Raw genomic sequence first — 21,471 nt, 5'->3', positions numbered from 1 at the left:
CCGGCCCCATACCGGGAGTCGGCCCGCGCCTCCACCGTGAGCCGACCCCCGCCCCCGCCATGAGCCGCTCCCCCGGCGGGCCGTCACGCCCCGGCGGGTGTGGCGGCGTCCCGCGCGGGTGTGGTGGCGTCCCGCGCGGGGGCCTCGAAGTCGTACACGGTGAAGTCGGCGATCGGGCGGTAACCGAGGCGCTGGTAGAGGCCGTTGCTGGTGGGGTTGGCCAGGTCGGTGAAGAGCAGGACCTCTTCGGCGCCCTCCGCCGCCACCGCCCGGCTCACCTCGGCCGTGGCCGCACCGGCGTACCCGCGCCCGCGCAGCTCCACGGGCGTGTACACGCCCACCACCCGGGACTGCCCGGCCACGATCGGGGAGCGGCAGGCCATGGCGACCGGGGTGCCGTCCGGGAGTTCCCAGAGGACGACCTCGCCGGCCTCGGCACGGGCGTCCGCCCAGCCGTCCGGGTCCTGCGGCGGGGCGTGACCCACGGCCGCGCAGAAGTCCCCGTACCAGGCGGCCAGTTGCCTCCGGTCCGCCGGGCCCGCGACCCGGGCGCGGCCGGGAGGTGCCGGTGCGGGCACGGTCAACTCGCCCAGCCGGTACAGGCGCTGGCGCTCGCGCAGGGTGGCGCGGGCTCCCGTGCGGAGGCACCAGGTGTCGGCGAAGGCGGCGGCCGTGTCCTGCTCGGCGTGCACGCCGGGCAGCGCCCGGCCGAGGTCCGAGAGACGGGCGGCCAGGGCGTCCGCCTCGGGGGCCGTCAGCGGGGTGACGTGCAGTCGGTGCGGGGGTGTGCGCAGGAAGGCGGCTCCGACGGTCCCGCCGCGTTCCAGCACACCGAACTCGGGGGCGCCGTCACCGTAGGCGTGCGGGCCTCGCGTGCTCAGGGTCCGGGTGATGGTGAGCAGCATCGTGTGCAGGGCGGCTCGCGCGTGGAGGAACGATCCGGCGCGGGTGAGGAAGGCGTCGGTGTCCGCGGGGAGGCACCAGTCGGCGGTGCTCGCGGGGCCTGTGGCGTCTGCGGTCTCCATGGCTCATGGTGCCCACCGGCCCCGGCCCGGCGCCTCCCCTTTTCCTCCGGCGCGGACGGTGCGCGTGCGGCTCCCGTCGTCCTCCGGGCCGGGCGGTGCCGGTGCGGCTCACGTCGGCGGAGCCGGTCCCGGCCCGGACAGTTGTGATCGATCCGCAACCAATTCCCGTCTTGACCGATACCCATCAAGGAGGTGCGCGCATACGCTCGCGTTCATGGCCGACTCCGACTCCACCAGATCCGCCCCGCCCACGGCTCCGCAGCCCGCGGACCGCCCCGTCTACGTGATCGGCGGCGGCCCGGGCGGACTCGCCGCCGCCCAGGCGCTCCGCGCCCGGGGGATACGCGCCGTCGTCCTGGAGCGGTCCGAGGCCGTGGGCGCCTCGTGGCGCCGGCACTACGACCGGCTGCGCCTGCACACCACCCGGCGCCTGTCCGCCCTGCCGGGCCTGCCGATGCCGCGCCGCTTCGGCCGCTGGGTGTCCCGGGACGACGTGGTGCGGTACCTGGAGAAGTACGCCGAGCACCACCGTCTGGAGATCGTCACCGGCGTCGAGGTCGACCGCGTCGAGCGCACCGACGACGGCACCGGCTGGCTGCTGCGCGCCACCGGCGGCCGGGAACTGACCGGTGCCGCCGTGGTCGTCGCCACCGGCTACAACCACACGCCCCGGGTGCCCGACTGGCCCGGCCGCGCGTCGTACACCGGCGAGTTCCTGCACGCCCACGCGTACCGCAACCCGGTGCCCTTCGCGGGCCGGGACGTGCTCGTCGCGGGCGTCGGCAACACCGGGGCGGAGATCGCCGTCGACCTGGTGGAGGGCGGGGCCGCGCGGGTGCGGCTGTCCGTGCGCACGGTGCCGCACATCGTGCGCCGCTCGACGGCGGGCTGGCCCGCCCAGTACTCGGGCGTGCTGGTGCGGCGGCTGCCGGTCGGCCTGGTCGACCGGCTGAGCCGGGCGCAGGCCCGGGTGGCCCTGCCGGACCTGTCGGCGCACGGGCTGCCCCGGCCGGACACCGGCCTCTACAGCCGGGTGCTGGAGGGCGCCATCCCCGTGCAGGACGTGGGTCTGATCGACGCGGTGCGCAAGGGCCGGGTGGAGATCGTGGCCGCGGTGGAGGGGTTCGCGGACGGCGCGGTGCTGCTCGCCGACGGTTCGCGTGTCGAGCCCGACGCGGTGATCGCGGCCACCGGTTACGTCCGCGCGCTGGAGGGGCTCGTCGGCCACCTGGGCGTGCTCGACGAGCGCGGCAGGCCGGTGGCGCACGGCGGCCGCTCCCCCGCCGACGCGCCCGGCCTGTACTTCACCGGCTTCACCAACCCCATCAGCGGCAACCTCCGCGAGATGGCCCTCGACGCGGAACGGATCGCGCGGGCGGTCGCGCGCCGCGGGGCGCCGGGCGTGTCCCGCCTGCCGGCCTGACGGGCCTCCCGGGGCACCCGCCCTACGGCGTCACCACCGCCCCCGCGGGCGGGGCAGGGCGGCGGCGGATCACCAGGGCCATCAGGGCCGCCGCCGCGCACAGGGCGCCCGAGGCGTACCAGACCACGTCGTAGGAGCCGAACACGTCCCGGGCGACGCCGCCGAGGAAGGCGACGACGGCCGCGCCGACCTGGTGCGAGGCGAGCACCCAGCCGAAGACGATCGCGCTGTCGTCCCCGTAGTGCTCGCGGCACAGGGCGAGCGTGGGCGGGACGGTGGCCACCCAGTCGAGGCCGTAGAAGACGATGAAGAAGACCATCGGGGGCTGCACCGTGGGCGCGAGCAGCATCGGCAGGAACAGCAGGGAGACGCCGCGCAGCGCGTAGTAGACGGCGAGCAGGCGGCGGGCCTCGAAGCGGTCGGTGAACCAGCCGGAGGCCACCGTGCCGACCACGTCGAAGACGCCGATGACGGCGAGCAGGGAGGCGGCGGCCGTGATGGGCATGCCGTGGTCGTGGGAGGCGGGCACGAAGTGGGTCTGGATCAGGCCGTTGGTCGAGGCGCCGCAGATCGCGAAGGAGCCCGCGAGCAGCCAGAAGGGGCCGGTGCGGGCCGCCCGGAGCAGCACCGTGACCGCGCGCCGCGCCGCCCCGGGCACGGGCGCCGGCTTCGGCACGAACTCCTTCGCCCCGTAGGGCTTCAGCCCGACGTCGGCCGGGTGGTCGTGCAGCAGGAGCCAGACGAACGGCACGACCGCGAGGGCGGCGAGTGCCGTGGTGACGGCCGCCGGACGCCAGTCGTGCGTGGCGACGATCCAGGACAGCACCGGCAGGAAGATCAGCTGCCCGGAGGCGGACGCGGCGGTGAGGATGCCGGTGACCAGGCCGCGCCGCTCGGTGAACCAGCGGTTGGTGACGGTCGCGGCGAACGCCAGCGCCATGGAGCCGGAGCCCAGCCCCACCAACAGGCCCCAGCACAGCATCAGTTGCCAGGCGGCCGTCATCCACACCGTCAGGCCCGAGCCGAGGGCGATGACGGTCAGGGCCGCGACCACCACCCGGCGGATGCCGTAGCGGTCCATCAGCGCCGCCGCGAAGGGGGCGGTGAGGCCGTACAGCGCGAGGTTCACCGACACGGCGGCGCCGATGGTGCCGCGGGACCAGCCGAATTCCTCGTGGAGCGGGTCGATGAACAGGCCCGGGACGGACCGGAAGGCCGCCGCGCCGATGATCGTCACGAAGGTCACGGCGGCGACGAACCAGGCCCGGTGCACGCGCCGTCCCGCCGGCCCCCCTGCACGCCGCCCGCCGCCTGGCCCCCCTGTACTCCGTCCGCCGCCCGGCCGTCGGCCGGTGGCTGTGCGCGGTCCCGCTTGCGGTTCCTGTTCCGGCCCGGGCCGCTTGCCGGCGGCGGCCGTCCCCCTGATGTGTGTCACGCCCAAGAGCTTCGGTGACCGACGTCCGCGCACCGAGTGGCCCGGGGGACAGCATTCGCTAGGATCGGGCCATGGATTCGGCCGCGCCCCCTCCGGTACCCGACGGCTTCCGGCCGCACCGGGTCGTCGTCCTCGCGCTCGACGGGCTGCTGCCCTTCGAGACGGGCATCCCGCACCGCATCTTCGGCGGCCCCCGGGACGCCCGGGGACGGCGGCTGTACGAGGTGGTCACCTGCTCCGTCCGGCCGCCGGGGCCGGTGGAGACCGACGCCGACTTCACCCTGCACGTCGCCCACGGACCCGAGGCCCTCGCCACCGCCGACACGGTGGTCGTCCCGGCCTCCTACGAGCTGGGCCCGGTGTACGAGCGCGGCGAGCTGACACCGGAACTCGCGGCGGCGCTCGCCCTGGTCCGGCCCGGCACCCGGATCGCGTCCATCTGCACGGGGGTCTACGTCCTCGCCGCCGCCGGACGCCTCGACGGCCGGCCGGCCACCACCCACTGGGCGGACGCCGAGCGCTTCCAGCGCCTCTTCCCGCGCGTCCGGGTCGACCCGGACGTGCTGTTCATCGACGACGGCGACATCCTGACCTCGGCGGGCGTCGCGGCCGGCATCGACCTCTGCCTGCACATGGTGCGCCGCGACCACGGCGCCGCCGTCGCCAACGACGTGGCCCGCCGCACCGTCGTGCCGCCACACCGCGACGGCGGGCAGGCGCAGTACATCGAGCGGTCGGTCCCGGATCCGCAGCAGGCGTCCACCACGCGGGCCCGCGCGTGGGCGCTGGAGCGGCTGCACGAGCCGATCCAGCTGCGGGACCTGGCGGCACGGGAGTCGATGTCGGTGCGGACCTTCACCCGCCGGTTCCGGGAGGAGGCCGGGGTGAGTCCCGGTCAGTGGCTGACCCGGCAGCGGGTGGAGCGGGCGCGGCATCTGCTGGAGACGACCGACCGATCCGTGGACCAGGTGGCCCACGACTGCGGTTTCGGCACGGCGCAGTCGATGCGGCAGCACCTCCAGGCGGCGCTGGGGGTGACCCCGACCGCCTACCGGCGCACGTTCCGCACCGGCACCGAGCGCGGCGGGGGCCTCGGGGCGGGCCACGAGGCGGGCGACGGGACGAGCCGCGGGGCGGGCCACGGGGCGGGTCACCGGGCGGGCCATGGAGCGGGCCCTGGGGTGAGCCCTGGGGTGGGACGGACGCCCGCGGAACGGGTCACGCCGGTCCCGGCGGCCGAGCCGGCGGCGGTCACCGCGCCCCTGGGGGACACCGGCCCCGAGCCCGTTCCCGGCCCGGACACCGGCCACACCCGCGCCCCCGCCCCCGCCTCGGTGACCGTCGCGGGCTCCTGAGCGGCCCGGGTACCGGCGCCGGGGCCGGGCCGCCCCGCATGAGGGCCGCATCCCGAAAAGTTGTCCACAGCCTGTGGAGGAATCCGGCCGCCCTCGACACCGGTCGCCCCCGAGCCCGCTCGCCCCGACACCGCTCGCGCCACACCCCTCGTGGCAATCCGCCGCGGCCGGCCGTGACGACGTCGGCGGCGGTGCGGTGCGGGCCGCCCCGAACACGGCCTCTCCGCACCGCCGTTCCGACTCGGCGCTCCCGCCCGGGCTCCCCCGGGAAACCGCCCCCGCCCCGAAGTCCGGTGGGCCGTTCCCGCCCGGGACCTCACGGAGGGCCGCTCCCGCCCGGTTCCCTCCGGAGACTCCGACGCCGCGCCACGACCCGCACTCGCCGAGGACCTCCCCCCTTCGAGTCCCTCGCCGTCCCCTCGCGGCGGATCGCTGGGCACCAGAGTGGTGAGCCGGTCACATCACGTCAACACCGATTGCTGCCCATTCGTCCGGTTCGCCCCTGATGTTCCGTTCGCCGGTCGGCGCGCACGGAAGCACGCCCGGCGCACCTCACGCGACCCCGCCGCACGCGGCTCGGCGCCCGTGCGCCCGTGCCCCCGCACCGGCCACCCCCCGACACCGACGCACCGGGAACCGACTCGCCAGGGACCAACACACCCGGGCCCCACACCCTCGACCCACCTCGCCCACTCGACGACAGGCGCCTACACCGCCTCGTAGGCCAGCCCGTCGTAGGTCACCGTGCCGCCACCGCACGCGGGGGTGGCGCCCCCGGGCTCGGCGCAGCGGTCGAGTTCGCACCAGATGCGCTTGCCGGTGCCCTCGGAGCTCCAGCCCCAGCGGTCGGCCAGGCCGTCGACCAGGGCGAGCCCGCGCCCGCCGGTCGCGTCACCGTCCACGCACCGCGGCACCGGCGCCCGGCCGCTGCGGTCGGCCACCTCCAGCCGGACGGTGGCGCCCTTGCCCGTCCCGTCCGTGCCGCCCGTCCCGTCCGGCAGGGACAGACACAGCACGGCCGGACACCCGGTGTGCACCACGGCGTTGGTGACCAGTTCCGAGACGAGCAGGATCAGGGTCTCGGCGATCGGCTCGTCGGGCCCTATGCCGGAGCAGGCCAGTCGCGAGCGGGCCCACCGCCGGGCTCGCCCCACCTCGGCGGGGTCGGGCCGGATATCCAGCTGCACTCGAAGCACCTGCACCGCTCACACCATCCGAACCGGCGGACACTTAGGCTCGCGCCTCACGTAGGCCACGATCGTAGCCATTTTCTGCATGGCCAGAACAACGGCCGGGGAAGGGATCACGGACCGTGAATCCCTTGTGGCACAGCATGGTTGACGTTCCGTCACCCCAACAAGCGCTTCGGGCATATTCCAGCGCGAAGGAGTACCCGTGGGGCATACTGTGCGACGCCCGTCCCGGGGAGTCGAACAGGCGGCGGCAACAGGCCCGGCCGCCCGGCGAGAAGGCGCAGCCACCAGCGGATCCGGCGCGGCCCCGAGGGCAACTCCGGTGCGGTGCGTGCTCATAACCACTCGCATCCCACACAAGGTACCGGAGCGGACGCCCGGCGACAGGCCGTGACGAGTCACCCGCGGGACACAACCCGGCATCAACGCTCCGTGACTCCCCGATGCCACGATCCGTGACATCACCCTCCGGCCGCCCGGCCGCCGGGACGAAAGCGCAGACGGGGCGCGGCCCCGCGACCGTCGGCACGCGCACCCACGGCCAACGCATCGTCACCCTCCGTGACTTGGTCGGCGCCGCCCCGGTCCCGCTCGGGGCGCGCCGTGGCATGCCGGGAGCTTCCGGGTTCCCGGATGCGCCCGTGCCGCCGTTCACCTGGGGAAGTCCGGCATCGGCACAGAGCCTTCGGTCCGCGGGTCGCGGCCTGGGGGTGACGCCGAGGGGCCGGTGGTGAGGCCGGGGTACGTGAGGACGGCGGGGCGCCGGGTGGCGGCGGCCACGACGGGGGCGGCCACCGTGCGGCGGCGCCCGGACAGCGGTGACGGCGGCCGGGCAGGCGGGCCGTTCCGGGGGTCTGCCGAGACGCCGGGGCAACGGGTGGGCCGCCGGGCGGAAGACGTGTGCGGGCCGCCCGAAGTGTTCGCGGGTCCGGGCGTGTTGCACCGGCCGCGCCCGCCGGGCACGCGGCCCCTGGCGAGCGCCTGCCGGACGCCGGTGCGGTGCCCGGGTGCCCCGGGAGCCCCGAAACCCCTTCGCAGCGGCTCGAAGCGGCTCGAAGGGGCCCAGTGGGTACTCGGAACGGCCCTCGGACGGCCCTCGGACGGGACCGGACAGGACCCGGACGAGACCCGGACGGCGCCTGCGGAGCACTGCGAGGGATGACGGATGCGTCGGGCTGCCGGGAGAACGGCGCCCCGCACGGGCGCAGGGCGCCGACGGTGCGGGGCGCCGACGGTGCGGGGCGCCGCGGGAGTTACTCGGGGACGGTGAAGTAGCGGGCGAAGGACCGCACGATCTCGTCCTCGCCGATCCGGTCGTCGCCGTCCGTGTCCAGCGTGGCCGCGGCGGTGCGGGCCAGGTCGTCCTCGACGCCGAGCGCCACGAGGACGCGGGCGGTCTCCTCGACGGTGGCCGCGCCGTCACCGTCGCCGTCCGCCACGGCGAGGGCCGCCTGCAGGAAGGGTCGCGCGATCTCGCCGAACCGGTCCGGGTTGTCGCGCAGTCGCTTCAGCGCACCGTTGACGAACTCGTCACGGGTGATGCGCTGGTCGCCGTCGCGGTCCGCGATCCCGGCCATGCCCTGCCAGAACGCCTCCGCCCCGCCGTACAGGGACTGCCCCCGGTCGGAACGGGCCGCGACGTCGAACTCCGCCAGCAGCGTCTTGGCCGCGTGGAAGAAGTCCTCGCGGTCGATGTAGCCGTTGCCGTTCTGGTCGAACGAGGCGAAGCGGTCCGCGATCCTGCGGTCGTGCTCGCTGGTGACCATGTCTTTTTCAGGCCGCCTTAGGTGTCAGTGGGTTCTTCTCGCTCGGAGCGTACGTCGTGGGGGACGGTCCCGGGGACCGGAATCGGCACCTGTGCCGGGACCGGGCACGTTCCGCGACACCCCTGTTGCTCCCTTCGGGGTGCGCGATGCCCGGGGGCCGCGGGTGGGGGGCGCACGGCCGGACAGGGCGAACCGGACCAATCCGACCAGCCGTACTGACCGAACCGGCCGGCCTTCCGCCCCGGACGTGCCGAACCCCTCTTCGGGCAGGCCCCGGTGGGCGTCCGCGCACGGGGCTCCGACGTGCCCGCGTCCCCGTCGTCGCCGTCGTCCGCGTGCGCGGTCAGGCCGACAGCGGGCGGGCGTCCTCGTCCACGGCGGAGGGCACGTCGGGGTGGATGTCGAAGAGTCGGCGCACGCCGAGTGCGCCCAGCACTTTGTTCACGTGACTGCCGTCGGCGGCGCCCCGGGCCGGGAGGATCAGGCGCAGTTCACCCCCGCAGGAGCGCAGCAGGCGCCGGGCGCCTATGAGCACGCCGACCCCGCTGGAGTCGCAGAACCACACGTCGGACAGGTCGAGGACGAGACTGTGCCGGCCGTCCGCCACGGCGTCGTGCACCCGTTGGCGCAGCACCGGGGACGTCATCAGGTCCAGCTCGCCCGACACCCGGAGCACGGCCCATGCGCCCTGCTCCCCGTCGGTCACTGTGAAGGTCACCACCACGCCCTTCGCTCGCCGAAACGGAAGCAGTCCCTACGCTTCCTTGCAGCGCGGCTGCCCACCGGCCGTTTCCCTGAAACGCGAGATCAGAAACGGTTACCGAACAGAAAAGGCTTGATTCAGTCGACTTCGATCCTATTCGATCGGTTCTGATCGACTGCAGGGGGGTAGGGCGTCCTACCGGAGTCCGGCTGCGCCGTCTACCACGGACGACCGCGCGGGGGGCGCACATTGCCACAAAGGGGCGTGCGTCCCTGGTGACGCCGACTACATTCGGAGGACGAGGCGACAGGGGGGTGAGGGGGCCGCATGGCGAAACGGAACGGACCGCCCCGGTGGGACCGCACGATGCAGCAGAGGCTGGTGCGCGGCGAGGCCGCCGCCCTGGGCGAGCTCTACGACCGCTTCGCCTCGCTGGTGCACGGTCTCGCCCACCGGGTCCTCGGTGACGAGCGCGCCGCCGACGCGGTCACCCGGGACGTCTTCTCGCACGTCTGGGAGCACCCGGACACCTACGACCCCCGGCAGGGCAACCTGCGCGGCTGGCTCGCCGGGCTGGCGCACCGGCTGGCGGTGCAGCGGCTGCGCGTGACGGAGACCGCCGCCCTCGCCCGGGGCGGTCCCGGCACACCGGAGGAACTCGAGCACAAGGTGCGCCACGCCTCGGTGGCCGCCCGCGCCGACTACATCGTCCAGTCCATGCCGGTGCCGCTGCGGGCGGCGCTGGAGCTGGCGTACTTCCAGCGGCGCGACTACCGGCAGACCGCCGCCGACCTCGGCGTCACCGAGGACGAGGCCCGCCGCCGGCTGCGGCTGGGCCTCCAGTTGCTCGCCACGGCCCACGACACCGACGCCTCGGGCGGCCCGCCGGGCATCGGGGGTGCCGCATGAGCGACGACCGCTTCGCCTCCGACCACGGCGACAGCGACGGGGGCGGCGAGGACGGCGGACACGGCGGCGGCCCCCCGGGGCACCCGGACCACCACCCGGGCCCGGGCACGCCCCCGGCATACGGGGCGGACGGTACGCCGGCCGGCGCGTCCGACGCCGCCCCGCGCGTCCCGCTCCCCCGCACGACCGGGGAGGACGGCGCGCCGCCCCGGCCCGCGACCGCCGGGGGCGGGGGCGTCGTCCCCCGGGCCGAACCGGCGGTCCTGGACCACCGGGTGCTGACGTCCCTGCTGGGCGCCTGGGCGCTGGCCGCCTGCGCCCCGGAGGAGGCGGCGGCGGTCGAGGACCACCTGGGCGAGTGCGGGTCCTGCGCCGACGAGGCCCTGCGGCTGCGGGAGGCGGTGGGCCTGCTCCAGCGGCCCGAGAGCCTCGACCTGGACCCCGGTCTGCGTACCCGCGTCCTGGACTCCTGCCTGGAACGCCGCCCGCCCCGCATCCCGGTGCCCGACTGGGCCGCCGCGTACGACGCGGAGACCGCGCGGCTGGACGCACTGCTCCAGGACTTCGGCGACGCCGAATGGCACGCCCCGGTCCGGCTGCGCTGGTACCGGGCCGACGAGGCGACCGCCCGCCGGACCACGGTCGCCGGGGTGATCGCGCACCTGCTGACCGTCGACGGGCTGGTCGCCGTCGCGCTCGGCCTGGACGATCCGCTCGGCGAGGTCACGGCCGAGCGGGACACCCCGGCCGCGCGCACCGAGGCGTACTGGCGGGCCGCCCACGTCCCGCACACCCGCGCGGTCCGGGCGCCCTGGCGGGAGCAGACCCACAACCTGGTGCGCACCGTGTCCTTCACCGGCGGCCGGACCGGTGGCCTGCCGGTGCCCTACGGCGACTTCGAGCTGCCGCTGCACGACGCCATGCTGGACCGGGCCTTCGAGTGCTGGGTGCACGCGGAGGACATCGCGGAGGCCGTCGACTACCCGTACGAGCCGCCCTCGGGACGGCATCTGCACCGCATGGTCGACCTGGCGGCCCGGATGCTGCCCAGCGTGCTGGAGGCGCGCCGGCGGTCCGGACTGGCCGCGCCCGTCGAGCGGCACCTGGTGGCGGCCGGTGAGCCGGGGCGGAGCCTGCGGCTGGAGATCGAGGGCTCCGGCGGGGGCGAGTGGCTGATCCCGCTGGACTCGCCGGCCGCGAAGGGGTCCGCCGAGCACGAGGTGGCCCACGTCGCCCTGGACGGGGCGGAGTTCTGCCGCCTGGCCGCCGGGCACGTCACCCCGCAGGAGGCGGCGGCCGGGCAGGTCGGGGACCGGGAGGCGATCCGCGACGTGCTGTACGCGGCGGCGAGCCTGAGCCGGATGTGACCGGCCCGGTCCGCCGGCAGCGGGCACCAGGTCGGCCTGTGTCGGGCTCCGGGCCGGCCGACAGCGGGCGCCGGGCCGGACGGCGCCGACCGGGGTCGGGCGCCGGGCCGTCAGGTGCCTAGGCGAAGACGACCGTGCGCCGCCCGTTCAGCAGGATCCGGCGCTCGGCGTGCCACTTCACGGCGCGGGCCAGCGCCTGGCACTCGACGTCGCGGCCGATGGCGACGAGCTGCTCGGGGGTGACGTCGTGGCCCACCCGCTCGACCTCCTGCTCGATGATCGGGCCCTCGTCGAGGTCGGCGGTGACGTAGTGCGCGGTGGCGCCGATCAGCTTCACGCCCCGGGCGTGCGCCTGGTGGTAGGGCTTGGCGCCCTTGAAGCTGGGGAGGAAGGAGTGGTGGATGTTGATGATCCGCCCGGAGAGCTGCTTGCACAGGTCGTCGGAGAGCACCTGCATGTAGCGGGCGAGGACGACCAGTTCGACCCGCTCCTCGTGGACGATGTCCAGCAGCTTCGCCTCGGCCTCGGGCTTGGTGTCCTTCGTCACCGGGATGTGGTGGAAGGGGATGTTGTACGAGGCCACGAGTTCGGCGAAGTCGGTGTGGTTGGAGACCACTCCGGCGATCTCCACCGGCAGCGCCCCGGTGCGGGCGCGGAACAGCAGGTCGTTCAGGCAGTGCCCGAAGCGGCTCACCATCAGCAGGATGCGCATCTTCTCGTCGGCCCGGTCGATGTGCCAGTCCATCTGGAAGGCGTCGCCGATCGCCGCGAAGCTGGCCCGCAGCTTGTCCACCGTGACCGGGGCCTCGGCGGAGAAGTGCACCCGCATGAAGAACAGGCCCGTGTCGTGGTCGCCGAACTGCTGGCTGTCCTCGATGTTGCAACCGGTCATGAACAGGTAGCTCGACACGGCGTGCACGATGCCCTGCTTGTCGGGGCAGAACAGGGTGAGGACGTACTGGTCGGCCGGGGCCGCGACTCGGGTGGACTGCTCGCTCATGCGGGCAAGGGTCCCACATCGGGGCCGGCGGCCGACGGGCCGTTCCGCTACGCGGACCGCGTCAGGATCCGCAGCACGTCCAGGGTGCGCGGCGGGGCGTCGGGGTCCTCGCCGTCGCTCGCCGCCATCCGCACGTGCGCGTCCCGCGCCGCCCGGACCGCCTCCGGCCAGCCCTGGTGCTCCAGGTAGGCGGTGACGGGCGCGTCCGGGCCGACCTGGTGCATGATCCGCAGCACCCGCAGCACCGCGGTGTCGACCAGCGCGGCCTCCTGCGAGTCGCGGAAGATCGTGCCCACGTACTTCTCGGCGGACCAGTTGTCCAGCCAGGTGTCCTCGACCAGGCGGTAGACCGCGTCAGTGACGTCCCCGTAGCCGTCCACCCCGGCCAGCCAGACGTCCCGCTGGAACCCGGGGTCGGAGAGCATGTGCAGCGCGGAGCGCACATTGCTGCGCCAGCGCCACCACGGCATGTCGTTGAGTGGCATGCCGCCCATGGTGGACGAGCGACGACCGCGACGGGAAGTGTTCTCCGAACCCTGCACGGTCGTCGATCGTACGTTTCCGCTGTCCGGCTCCGGCACCGGACCCCGTAATTCACCCCGCTGTCACCGGACGTTGACCAAGGGTCACTCCGGGGTTGGCCGTGTGACGGAATCGTGCGGGGCCATGACCGGCAGGCGACCCTTCCGCAGCACCGTCCTCCCCCGTCCGCTCTCCCGCTTCCGCACCCGGCGCCGCAGAGCCGGCGCGCCGACCGCGGTCGCGCTCGCGGCGTGCGTGTCGCTCACCGCGGGCTGCGGGGTCGTCCCCGGTGCCACGGGGGGCTCCGGGGACGACGGCCCGATCACCGTCATGACCTGGGCGCCGGAGAAGACCGCCGCCACCAACAAGCCCGGCATGCCCGCCTTCGCCCGGGCCTACGCCCGCTGGATCAACGAGCGCGGCGGCCTCGACGGCCGCGAGCTGAGGGTCCTGACCTGCAACGAGCGCAACGACAGCGTCACCGCCGCGCGGTGTGCGCGGCGGGCGGTCGAGGAGGGCGTGGTCGCCGTGGTCGGCTCCTACAGCCAGCACGCCGACTCCTTCCTGCGCACCCTGGAGGGGGCGGGCATCGCGTACATCGGCGGCTACGGCATGACCGAGGAGGAGTTCACCAGTCCGCTGTCCTACCCCGTCAACGGCGGTCAGCCCGCGCTGCTGGCCGGGCTCGGCCGCACCCTCGCCGACCGGTGCGGGCCGGTCGCCCTGGTCCGGCCGGACAGCATCGTCGGGGACCAGCTGCCGAAGCTGCTCGACTCGGGACTGGTGGCGGGCGGCCACGCCCCGACCGGCGACCAGCGCGCCCCCGAGGAGGCCACCGCGTACGACGGCGAGGTGCGGCGGGCGCTGGAGCGGGCCACCGCCGACCCGCAGCGGCCCGGCTGCGTGGTGCCGGCGCTCGGGGACCGTACGAGCACCTTCATGGACTCCTTCCGGCGGGCCCGGCAGAAGTTCCCCGACGTGCGCACCGGCACGGTGCTCGGCAGCGTCGACCAGAGCACCGTCGACGCGTCCGGCGGGGCGTCCGGCCCCTACGAGGGGTCGTTCGTCACCGGCTGGTACCCGCACGCCGGTGACGCGCGCTGGAAGCCGATGAAGCAGGTGATCGAGGAGGCGGCGTTCGGCGACAACCGGATCGACCCGGGCGACGCGGGCGTGCAGACCACCTGGATCGCGTACACGGTCCTGCGGCAGGCGGTCGAGTCGCTCGACGGCGGGGAGGTGACCGCCCGGTCCGTGGCGCGCGCCCTGCGCAGCGGGCTGAAGGTCTCCACCGGCGGGCTCACCCCGACGCTGCGCTGGTCGTTCCGGGACAAGCTGGCCGCGGTCGGCTATCCGCGGATGGTGAACGCGCAGGTGACGCTCCAGGTGGTGCGGGACGGTCGGCTGGTGTCGGCCCGGGACGGCTTCACCGACGTGACGGAGACCCTGCTGGACGCCGACCTGTGAGGTGACGCCCGGCGGGCGCGGGCGGGAGGCCGCCACCCCGGGTCACCACGGGGCGGGGCCGGCGGGGGTGTCCTCCCGTCGGCCCCGCCCTCGTCGCGGCTCGGGGTCACAGCTGGGTCGGCTGGCGCTCCGTGAGGCCGTACTGCTTGGCGATGGCGTTCCACAGCCGGGCGGCCTTGCCCTTCTCCGCGGTCGCGGTGCCGCTGGCCCGGTTGCCGGCCTGCGTCTGGCCGGTGGTGCGCGCCTGGCCCTTGCGGCAGCCCCGCTTGCCGGCGGTCTGGTCGGCCCAGGCGGCGTAGTGGTTGTCCGCCGCGGCGGACGCCTTCCACGCCTTGGTGAGGGCGGTGGTGAGCGCCTGGTGGTCGGGCAGCTTGTCCACGGAGAGCGCGGAGAGGTCGGTGACCAGCTGGTTGCGCTGCCCGGCCGCGTCCCGCAGGTCCTTGGCCGCCTTGGCCAGGTCCTTGCACTGCTTCACGTCCGCGACCGCGTTGATCACCGCGGTCCGGCTCTCGCCGCTGTGGGCGAGCAGCTTGTCCAGTTCTACGGCCTGCTGCCGGGCCGGGTCGACGGTGGGGGTGGGCGAGGGCTGCGTGCTGGCCGGGGCGGAGGCGGACACCGGCTGGTTCCGGTCGCCCCCCTCGTCGTCGCCGCCCCCGCCGCCGAGCAGCGCGCCCGCCCCGACGCCGAGGACGGCGATGCCGACGCCCACGGCGGCGAGCAGGGGCACCCGGGAGCCGGTGCGTCCGCCGCCCCGGCCGGCGGGCCCGGAGGCGCGTCGGCTGCCGCCACCGCCCGGACCGGACGGCGGGGCCGCGGCCCGGCCGGGCGCCGGGTCCTCGATGCGCGGCATCTGCTGGGTGGCGCCGGCCGGGCCCTCGTCGCTGCGGAAGAGGTTGTCGAACTCGGCGGGCGGCTGCCGGTGGTCGTCACCGGCGGGGGCGCCGTAGGGCGCGGGGCCCTGGTCGGTGACCGGGGCGATGTACTGGGTGGCCTCGGCGTCCGGGTCGCCGGCGGGCGGGAACGGGCCGTGACCGGCCGGGCCGTGCGGGTGGTGCCCCGCAGGGGAGGCGGGGTGCGGGCCGGCGGACATCTCGGGCGGCAGGGCGCCCGGACCCGCCGCGGGTATCGGGGGTATGTACTGCGTCGGCCCCTCGTCGACGGGGGCGGCGGGCACCGGCGGCAGGAACTGGGTGGCCCCCTCAGCCCCGTCGGGCGCTCCTCCCCCGGGTCCCCCGGGTCCGGCGGGGACGGGCGGCAGGTACTGGGTCGCGCCCTCGGGCGACACCTGCGGCTGCGCGGCGGCGCCGTGACCGGGGTGGGGCGTGTGGGGGCCGTGACCGTGAGGCGCGTGAGGCGCGTGGGAGGCGTACGGGTCGTGCGGGGCCTGCGGGGCGTAGGGGTCCTGGGGGCCGTACGGGTCGTGGGCTCCGTAGGGGTCCCGCGGAGCCGGCGCCCCGCCGTGACCGCCCTGCGGGCCGTGACCGCCCTGCGGTGCTCCGTAGGCGTCGGCCGTGTGGGCGGGTGCTCCGTAGTCGGCGTCCGGCCCCTGCGGGTGGCCGCCGTGGGCGGGCGGGCCGCCGTGCGACGCGGGCAGGGCGCCCTCGGGCGGCAGCGGGCCCGGGCCGCGCATGCGGCCCTGCCCGCCCCAGCCGGACTCGGCGGGCCCGCCCCACTGCTGCGGGCCGGGAGTCGGTGACGCGGGCGCCGAGGGCTGCCAGTCCTGGCCGGTCACCGGGGCGGACGCCTGCTGCCCGGGACCCCACGGCTCGCCCCACGTCGGGCCGCCGGACGGGGCCGAGGGCACCTGCCCGCCGTCGGTGCCCGGGGCGCCCGGCACGGGGCCGGCGGGCGGGGCCGACCTGCCCGGAACCAGGGGCTCACCGCCGTCGGAGGGCAGCACGATGCCTTCGCGCGCGGGGCGCGCCGAGGGCTCCTCGCCCTGTCCACTCTGCGTCACCGGTACTCCTACCCATGGGGGACCTCGTGCGTCGTCGGCTCACGCTACCGGGTCCCCCGAGCGCGGTGCCACGCAGCACGGGGCGGCTGCTTCTGCCCAGCGGGAGCAGTAACAAAACCACGTCACGGCACGCTGTTCATGGCTCCTTTTCCACGTCAACTCCGCGATGCCCGCGGGCAGTACGCCGTACGCCGGGCGGTACCGGTGTGTTTCCCCTCACGCCGCGACGGGCAGCGCGGTGCGGGCGCCGAACTCGCGGACCGCCGGCTCGTCCCGGTACGGCTCCAGGCGCTGCCGCAGGTCCTCCAGGTACTCGGCGCCGCGGTCGGAGCGCAGCCCTTCGAGCAGTTCGACCGCCTGCAGGCCCGTGCTGCAGGCCGCCTCGATCTCCCGCTGCTGCACCTGCGCCGTGGCCAGCAGCACCTGGCCGATGGCCCGCCGCCGCGCCCGTGACTCCGGGTGTCCGGCCAGCGCCGCGCGGGCGCACCGCTCGGCGGCCCGGGCCTGCCCGAGGTCCCGGTGGCAGTGGGCCAACTCGTCGGCGAGGTAGGCCTCGTCGAAGTGCCGGATCCACGGCGGGTCGTCCCCGGTGGCCGGGTCGGCCGCCTCCAGGGCGCCCATCGCACGCCCGGCGGACGCCTCGGCGGCGCGCACGTCGCCCATCAGGGCGTGGCCGCGCGCCTCCGCCGCGTGGAACATGGACTCGGCGCGCGGTGTGACCCGGCCGCGCGCGCCCTCCTGCGCGGCCCGCGCCAACTGCGCGATCTCGCGCGGGTTCCCGAGCTGCGCCGCGAGGTGGCTCATGGAGGCGGCGAGCACGTACCCGCCGTACCCGCGGTCCCCGGCGGCCTGGGCCAGGCGCAGCGCCTGGATGTAGTACCGCTGGGCCAGGCCGGGTTGACCGGTGTCGACGGCCATGTACCCGGCGAGCTCGGTCAACCGGGCGACGGCCGCGAACAGTTCGCGGCCCACGGCCTCCCGGTAGGAGCCGGTCAGCAGTCCGGAGACGACGCTGTTGAGGTAGTGCACGACGACCGGGCGCACGTGCCCGCTGCCGTACTGGTGGTCGAGGTCCACCAGGGCCTGGGTCATGGCGCGTACGGCGCCCACGTCGGACCGGCCCACGCGGGGGCCCGCCGAGCGGGCCACCTGGGCGTCGGGGACGGAGATCAGCCAGTCCCGGCTGGGTTCCACCAGCGCGGAGGCGGCGACGGAGGAGCCGGACAGGAAGTCCCGGCGTCCCACGTCGCTGCGCCACAGCTCACACACCTGCTCGATGGCGCCCAGTACCGTCGGCGAGAACTGGAGGCCCACTCCGGAGGCGAGGTTCTTGCCGTTGGCCATGCCGATCTCGTCGATCGTGACCGTGCGGCCCAGTTTGCGGCCCAGTGCCTCGGCGATGATCGCCGGTGCCCGGCCGCGCGGCTGCTGACCGCGCAGCCAGCGGGCCACCGACGTCTTGTCGTACCGCAGGTCGAGGCCGTGTTCGGCCCCGCACAGGTTGACCCTGCGGGCGAGGCCGGCGTTGGAGCACCCGGCCTCCTGGATGAGCGCCTGCAGCCGTTCGTTCGGCTGTCGCGCGACGAGTGGCCTCGCGGCCATGGCGTACCCCCTGCTGTCTCGGCGGCTCCCGCGGCCGTACCTCCCGCGTTCCCGCGGCGAGTTGCGGCCGTGAAGATCAATGCCCCGCCCCGGTGCCGAAGATGCGAGGTGTATGAGGTTTGCCGGGGTTGTTTCCGGTCCCGGCCCTTCTCCTGGTTACCCACGCGTGGAGGCGGATCCTCCCGCGCGCCCCCACCGGTGCACCCATGCGCCCCGGTCGCGGGGCGGGTGCTCTCCCCCGCGCACGCGCACGGGCGTAACCCCTGGTGACGGCCGTAGTTGTGTTCATCGTGGAAGAGACGATCCCGGGCACCGAAGCCGCACAGATCCCGAAGCAGCGCGGGGAATCGCTGCTGGACACCGCAGTTCGCTACGTCGAGGAGCGGCACTGGGACGTGTTCCCGGGCACCTGGCTCGAACCCGTGGACGGCGTCCAGCGCTGCTCCTGCGGTGACGCCGCGTGTCCCGCCCCCGGCGCACACCCCGCGGGGCCCGAGTGGGCGGACCGGGCGACGGGCAGCGCGACCGTGGCCCGCCGCCTGTGGCAGGAGCGGCCGACGGCGTCCGTCCTGCTGCCCACGGGCCGCACCTTCGACGCGATCTCCGTCCCGGAGACGGCCGGGTTCCTCGCTCTCGCGCGCATGGAGCGGATGGAGCTGACGCTCGGTCCGGTCACGCTGACGCCGTACCGGCGCATGGAGTTCTTCGTCCTGCCCGGCGCGGCGGCGAAGGTGCCCGACCTGGTCCGCACGCTGGGCTGGGCGCCGGCCTCGCTGGACCTGGTGGTGCTCGGCGAGGGCGCCTGGGTGGCCGCGCCGCCCACCCGCTTCGGCTCCCGGGGCGCCGTGCAGTGGGCCTGCCGTCCGACCCCGGCCAACCGCTGGCTGCCGGACGCCGAGGAGTTGATCTCACCGCTGGCCTACGCGTGCGGACGGGAGCGGTAGGCGACGCGCCCGCGCGCCCCTGAGCGACCCCCGGGTCCCGCCGTAGGGTTTCGGGCGACGGAGGGAGACGCGGTGGGTGCTGGTGCCGTACGTGTGGAAGGGCTCTGGAAGCGGTTCGGGCAGCAGGTCGCGGTCGCCGGGATCGACCTGGAGCTGCCCGCGGGCCGCTTCATCGGGCTCGTCGGTCCGAACGGGGCCGGGAAGACCACGACGCTGTCGATGGTGACCGGTCTGCTCCGGCCCGACGCGGGCACGGTCGAGGTCGTCGGCCACGACGTGTGGCGCGACCCGGTCCGGGTCAAGGCGCGCATCGGCGTGCTGCCCGAGGGCCTGCGGTTGTTCGACCGGCTCTCGGGCCGCGAACTCCTCGGCTACGCGGGCCGGCTGCGCGGGCTGCCCGGCGCGGAGGTCGACCAGCGGGCCACCCAGCTGCTGGACGTCCTGGACCTGGCCGGCGCCCAGCACAAGCTGGTGGTCGACTACTCCACCGGCATGCGCAAGAAGATCGGCCTCGCCACCGCCCTGCTGCACAACCCCGACGTCCTCTTCCTGGACGAGCCGTTCGAGGGCGTCGACCCGGTCTCCGCGCAGACCATCCGGGGCGTCCTGGAGCGCTACACCGCCTCCGGCGCCACCGTCGTGTTCTCTTCCCACGTCATGGAGCTGGTCGAGTCGCTGTGCGACTGGGTGGCGGTGATGGCGGCGGGCCGGATCCGCGCGCACGGCCCGCTCGCCGAGGTGCGCGGCGGCACGGCCTCGCTCCAGGAGGCGTTCCTCGCCCTCGTCGGGGCGCACGGCCGGGACGCCGCCACGGACCTGGACTGGCTCGGCGGCGGGGGCGCCCGGTGAGCACGCCCGCCCTCACCCCCGTCCTCGTCCGGCTGAAGCTGTCCCTGCTGCGCAACGGCCTGCGCGGCTCGGGCGGACGGCGCGCCGCCTACCTCGCCTCGGCGGTCTTCGCGCTGCTGTTCGCCGTGCTCCAGGTGGCCGGCCTGGTCGCGCTGCGCGGGGTCGGGCACGTGGAGTCCCTGGTGGTCCTGCTGGTCGCGGTGCTGGCGCTGGGCTGGGCGGTGATGCCGCTGTTCTTCCCCAGCGGCGACGAGACCCTCGACCCGACCCGGCTGGTCATGCTGCCGCTGCGTCCGCGACCGCTGGTGCGGGGGCTGCTGGTGGCGTCGCTGGTGGGCATCGGGCCGCTGTTCACGCTGTGCCTGCTCATGGGTTCGGTGATCGCGGTGGCGGACGGCGCCGCCGCCGTCGCGGCCGGGGCGGTCGCGGTGCCGCTGGCCCTGCTGGTGTGCGTGGCGCTCGCCCGGGCGGTCGCGGCGGCCAACGTGCGCCTGCTGAGCAGCCGCCGGGGCCGGGACCTCGCGGTGCTCAGCGGCCTGCTGATCGCGGTCGGCGCGCAGGTGGTCAATTTCGGCGCGCAGCGGATCGGCTCCTCCGGGCTGGAGCAGCTCGCCCCGGTCGCGGACGTGCTGGCCTGGGTCCCGCCGGCCTCCGCGCTCGCCGCCGTGCACGCGGCGGGCGAGGGCGCCCACGCGGTCGCCGCCGCCCGGCTCGCCCTGTGCGCGGGCGCCCTGGCCGTCCTGCTGGCCCTGTGGACGCGCTCGCTGACCCGGCTGATGACCGCGCCCGACGGCTCGACGCTGCCGTCCTCGCGGGCGGCCGTCCGCACACGCCCCTCCGGCGCCCTCGCCCGGCTGCTGCCCGCCGGCCGCACCGGCACGGTCGCGGACCGCAGCCTGCGCTACGTCTGGCGGGACCCGAAGACGAAGGCCGCCTGGGTGACGTCCCTGGCGATCGGCCTGATCGTGCCGGTCCTCAACGCCTGGCAGGGCACCGGCTCCGTCTACTTCGCCTGCTTCGCCGCCGGGATGCTCGGCATCATGATGTACAACCAGTTCGGCCAGGACACCTCGGCCTTCTGGATCGTCGCGACGACGGTCTCCTCGGCCCGGGACGCCCACGCCGAGCTGCGCGGCCGGGCGCTGGCCCTGGTCCTGATCACCCTGCCGTACGCCACCTTCGTGACCGTGCTGACGGCGGCCGTGCTGGGCGACTGGCGGCGGGTGCCGGAGGCGCTGGGCCTGTCCTTCGCCCTGCTCGGGGCGATGCTGGCGACGGGGGCCTGGACCTCGGCCCGTTTCCCCTACTCCATCCCTCAGGAGGGCTACAAGAACGTCGCCCCCGGCCAGACCGGCCTCGCCTGGATCTCCGTCTTCGGCGGCATGGTCGCCGCCGCGCTGCTCTGCGCCCCGATCATCACGGCGGCGATCTGGCTCAACGTCAGCGCGGACGGCCGCCCGTGGACCTGGCTGCTGCTGCCCGTCGGCACCCTGTACGGCGCCGCCCTCACCGTGGCCGGCCTGCGCCTGGCCGCCCCCCGCATGGCGGCCCGCCTGCCGGAGATCCTCGCGGCGGTCAGCAGGGCGTAGCCGGACGGGAGGCCAGGGGGACGGCGGGGCGCGGGCGGGGCGGGCGCGGCGGGCGGCCGGGCGGGCGCGGCGTCGGGCGGGCGCGGTGGGCGACCGGACGGGGCTACGGGAGGGGTGCCGGGGGCCCGCCGCCCGGCACCCCGCCCGCCCGTCCGTCAGTCCGCCCGCCCGTCCGTGAGTCGGCCCCGCCCGTCCGTAGGTCGGCCCCGCCCGTCCGTTCGTGAGTCGGCCCGCCGTGAGCCGGCCCCGCCCGTCCGTTCGTCACGCCGTCCGGTCCCTCCGTCCGTGGGGACGCCCGGTCCCTTCACCGGCCGGCCCCTCCCCACCGCGCCTCGGGCCGTCCGTCCTGTTCGGCCGTGGGCGGC

16 protein-coding genes and 1 pseudogene are annotated in these 21,471 nt (G+C 75.6%); 8 read left to right on the top strand and 9 right to left on the bottom strand.

Going from position 1 to position 21,471, the window contains the following annotated elements; genetic code table 11:
• Positions 1 to 83: 83 nt before the first annotated feature.
• A complete protein-coding gene (locus AC02VZ_RS06380) occupies positions 84 to 1,025 on the bottom strand; it encodes a GNAT family N-acetyltransferase (protein WP_476474774.1) in 942 nt (313 codons plus the stop codon).
• 214 nt (positions 1,026 to 1,239) lie between these two features.
• Here AC02VZ_RS06380 and AC02VZ_RS06375 point away from each other — a divergent pair, with 214 nt between their 5' ends.
• Positions 1,240 to 2,448: a flavin-containing monooxygenase gene (locus tag AC02VZ_RS06375; RefSeq protein WP_476474773.1), complete on the top strand. Its 1,209-nt coding sequence runs from the start codon at positions 1,240 to 1,242 to the stop codon at positions 2,446 to 2,448.
• A gap of 22 nt (positions 2,449 to 2,470) precedes the next feature.
• On the opposite strand, the gene AC02VZ_RS06370 is transcribed toward AC02VZ_RS06375, so the two are convergent.
• On the bottom strand, positions 2,471 to 3,721 hold the full coding sequence (locus tag AC02VZ_RS06370; protein WP_476474772.1) for an MFS transporter: 1,251 nt from the start codon (positions 3,719 to 3,721) through the stop codon (positions 2,471 to 2,473).
• Positions 3,722 to 3,954: 233 nt separating this feature from the next.
• Between AC02VZ_RS06370 and AC02VZ_RS06365 the strand changes: the two are divergent.
• Positions 3,955 to 4,989 (top strand): annotated as a pseudogene (locus AC02VZ_RS06365) (GlxA family transcriptional regulator); the annotation flags it as partial.
• Positions 4,990 to 5,945: 956 nt separating this feature from the next.
• On the opposite strand, the gene AC02VZ_RS06360 reads toward AC02VZ_RS06365, so the two are convergent.
• The 3 genes from AC02VZ_RS06360 to AC02VZ_RS06350 form a co-directional block, all read right to left on the bottom strand.
• Complete coding sequence (locus AC02VZ_RS06360; protein WP_476474771.1) at positions 5,946 to 6,425, bottom strand: ATP-binding protein; 480 nt, start codon at positions 6,423 to 6,425, stop codon at positions 5,946 to 5,948.
• Between the two features lie 1,259 nt (positions 6,426 to 7,684).
• Positions 7,685 to 8,197, bottom strand: coding sequence for an EF-hand domain-containing protein (locus tag AC02VZ_RS06355; protein WP_432057273.1), 513 nt, complete (start codon positions 8,195 to 8,197; stop codon positions 7,685 to 7,687).
• A gap of 343 nt (positions 8,198 to 8,540) precedes the next feature.
• Positions 8,541 to 8,921 carry an STAS domain-containing protein gene (locus tag AC02VZ_RS06350; protein WP_362099610.1) on the bottom strand — a complete coding sequence of 127 codons (381 nt, stop codon included), beginning with the start codon at positions 8,919 to 8,921 and terminating at the stop codon, positions 8,541 to 8,543.
• A 306-nt stretch (positions 8,922 to 9,227) separates the two neighbouring features.
• On the opposite strand from AC02VZ_RS06350, the gene AC02VZ_RS06345 reads away from it, so the two are divergent.
• Positions 9,228 to 9,809, top strand: coding sequence for an RNA polymerase sigma factor (locus AC02VZ_RS06345; protein WP_432057274.1), 582 nt, complete (start codon positions 9,228 to 9,230; stop codon positions 9,807 to 9,809).
• Positions 9,806 to 11,176 (top strand): zf-HC2 domain-containing protein, encoded by a 1,371-nt coding sequence (locus AC02VZ_RS06340; RefSeq protein ID WP_476474770.1) that lies wholly within the window; start codon positions 9,806 to 9,808, stop codon positions 11,174 to 11,176. The genes AC02VZ_RS06345 and AC02VZ_RS06340 overlap by 4 nt, the downstream gene beginning before the upstream one ends.
• Positions 11,177 to 11,294: 118 nt before the next feature.
• Here AC02VZ_RS06340 and purU read toward each other — a convergent pair whose 3' ends face one another.
• Complete coding sequence (gene purU / locus AC02VZ_RS06335) at positions 11,295 to 12,176, bottom strand: formyltetrahydrofolate deformylase (protein ID WP_432057276.1); 882 nt, start codon at positions 12,174 to 12,176, stop codon at positions 11,295 to 11,297.
• A 47-nt stretch (positions 12,177 to 12,223) separates the two neighbouring features.
• Positions 12,224 to 12,670: an SCO4402 family protein gene (locus AC02VZ_RS06330; RefSeq protein WP_432057277.1), complete on the bottom strand. Its 447-nt coding sequence runs from the start codon at positions 12,668 to 12,670 to the stop codon at positions 12,224 to 12,226.
• Between the two features lie 172 nt (positions 12,671 to 12,842).
• On the opposite strand from AC02VZ_RS06330, the gene AC02VZ_RS06325 reads away from it, so the two are divergent.
• The gene (locus AC02VZ_RS06325; RefSeq protein WP_476474769.1) at positions 12,843 to 14,165 is read left to right on the top strand and encodes an ABC transporter substrate-binding protein; all 1,323 of its coding nucleotides are present in this window, start codon (positions 12,843 to 12,845) and stop codon (positions 14,163 to 14,165) included.
• Positions 14,166 to 14,271: 106 nt separating this feature from the next.
• Here AC02VZ_RS06325 and AC02VZ_RS06320 read toward each other — a convergent pair whose 3' ends face one another.
• Together AC02VZ_RS06320 and AC02VZ_RS06315 are read right to left on the bottom strand one after the other, a co-directional pair.
• Positions 14,272 to 16,122: a hypothetical protein gene (locus AC02VZ_RS06320; protein WP_432057279.1), complete on the bottom strand. Its 1,851-nt coding sequence runs from the start codon at positions 16,120 to 16,122 to the stop codon at positions 14,272 to 14,274.
• A gap of 216 nt (positions 16,123 to 16,338) precedes the next feature.
• Entirely contained in the window at positions 16,339 to 17,724 is a 1,386-nt protein-coding gene (locus AC02VZ_RS06315) for an NsdA family TPR-like regulatory protein (protein WP_432057280.1), read from the bottom strand.
• Between the two features lie 281 nt (positions 17,725 to 18,005).
• Between AC02VZ_RS06315 and AC02VZ_RS06310 the strand changes: the two genes are divergently transcribed.
• The 3 genes from AC02VZ_RS06310 to AC02VZ_RS06300 all read left to right on the top strand — a co-directional run bounded on the left by AC02VZ_RS06310 (position 18,006) and on the right by AC02VZ_RS06300 (position 21,106).
• A complete protein-coding gene (locus tag AC02VZ_RS06310) occupies positions 18,006 to 18,668 on the top strand; it encodes a bifunctional DNA primase/polymerase (RefSeq protein WP_432057317.1) in 663 nt (220 codons plus the stop codon).
• Between the two features lie 72 nt (positions 18,669 to 18,740).
• Positions 18,741 to 19,517, top strand: coding sequence for an ABC transporter ATP-binding protein (locus AC02VZ_RS06305; RefSeq protein WP_476474768.1), 777 nt, complete (start codon positions 18,741 to 18,743; stop codon positions 19,515 to 19,517).
• The gene (locus tag AC02VZ_RS06300) at positions 19,514 to 21,106 is read left to right on the top strand and encodes a transporter (RefSeq protein WP_476474767.1); all 1,593 of its coding nucleotides are present in this window, start codon (positions 19,514 to 19,516) and stop codon (positions 21,104 to 21,106) included. Before AC02VZ_RS06305 ends, AC02VZ_RS06300 begins: the two co-directional genes overlap by 4 nt.
• The last annotated feature ends 365 nt before the right edge of the window (positions 21,107 to 21,471 follow it).

The sequence above is a fragment of the Streptomyces sp. 3-6 genome (assembly GCF_056323165.1).
Note: the sequence above shows the minus strand (reverse complement) of the source record. Positions and strands in the feature narration are given on the sequence as shown.

What these genes read in the sequence shown, in the direction of transcription:
- AC02VZ_RS06380 (WP_476474774.1), bottom strand. Translation starts at nt 1,025, where the DNA reads ATGGAGACCGCAGACGCCACAGGCCCCGCGAGCACCGCCGACTGGTGC.
- AC02VZ_RS06375 (WP_476474773.1), top strand. Translation starts at nt 1,240, where the DNA reads ATGGCCGACTCCGACTCCACCAGATCCGCCCCGCCCACGGCTCCGCAG.
- AC02VZ_RS06355 (WP_432057273.1), bottom strand. Translation starts at nt 8,197, where the DNA reads ATGGTCACCAGCGAGCACGACCGCAGGATCGCGGACCGCTTCGCCTCG.
- AC02VZ_RS06345 (WP_432057274.1), top strand. Translation starts at nt 9,228, where the DNA reads ATGGCGAAACGGAACGGACCGCCCCGGTGGGACCGCACGATGCAGCAG.
- AC02VZ_RS06340 (WP_476474770.1), top strand. Translation starts at nt 9,806, where the DNA reads ATGAGCGACGACCGCTTCGCCTCCGACCACGGCGACAGCGACGGGGGC.
- purU (WP_432057276.1), bottom strand. Translation starts at nt 12,176, where the DNA reads ATGAGCGAGCAGTCCACCCGAGTCGCGGCCCCGGCCGACCAGTACGTC.
- AC02VZ_RS06330 (WP_432057277.1), bottom strand. Translation starts at nt 12,670, where the DNA reads ATGGGCGGCATGCCACTCAACGACATGCCGTGGTGGCGCTGGCGCAGC.
- AC02VZ_RS06325 (WP_476474769.1), top strand. Translation starts at nt 12,843, where the DNA reads ATGACCGGCAGGCGACCCTTCCGCAGCACCGTCCTCCCCCGTCCGCTC.
- AC02VZ_RS06315 (WP_432057280.1), bottom strand. Translation starts at nt 17,724, where the DNA reads ATGGCCGCGAGGCCACTCGTCGCGCGACAGCCGAACGAACGGCTGCAG.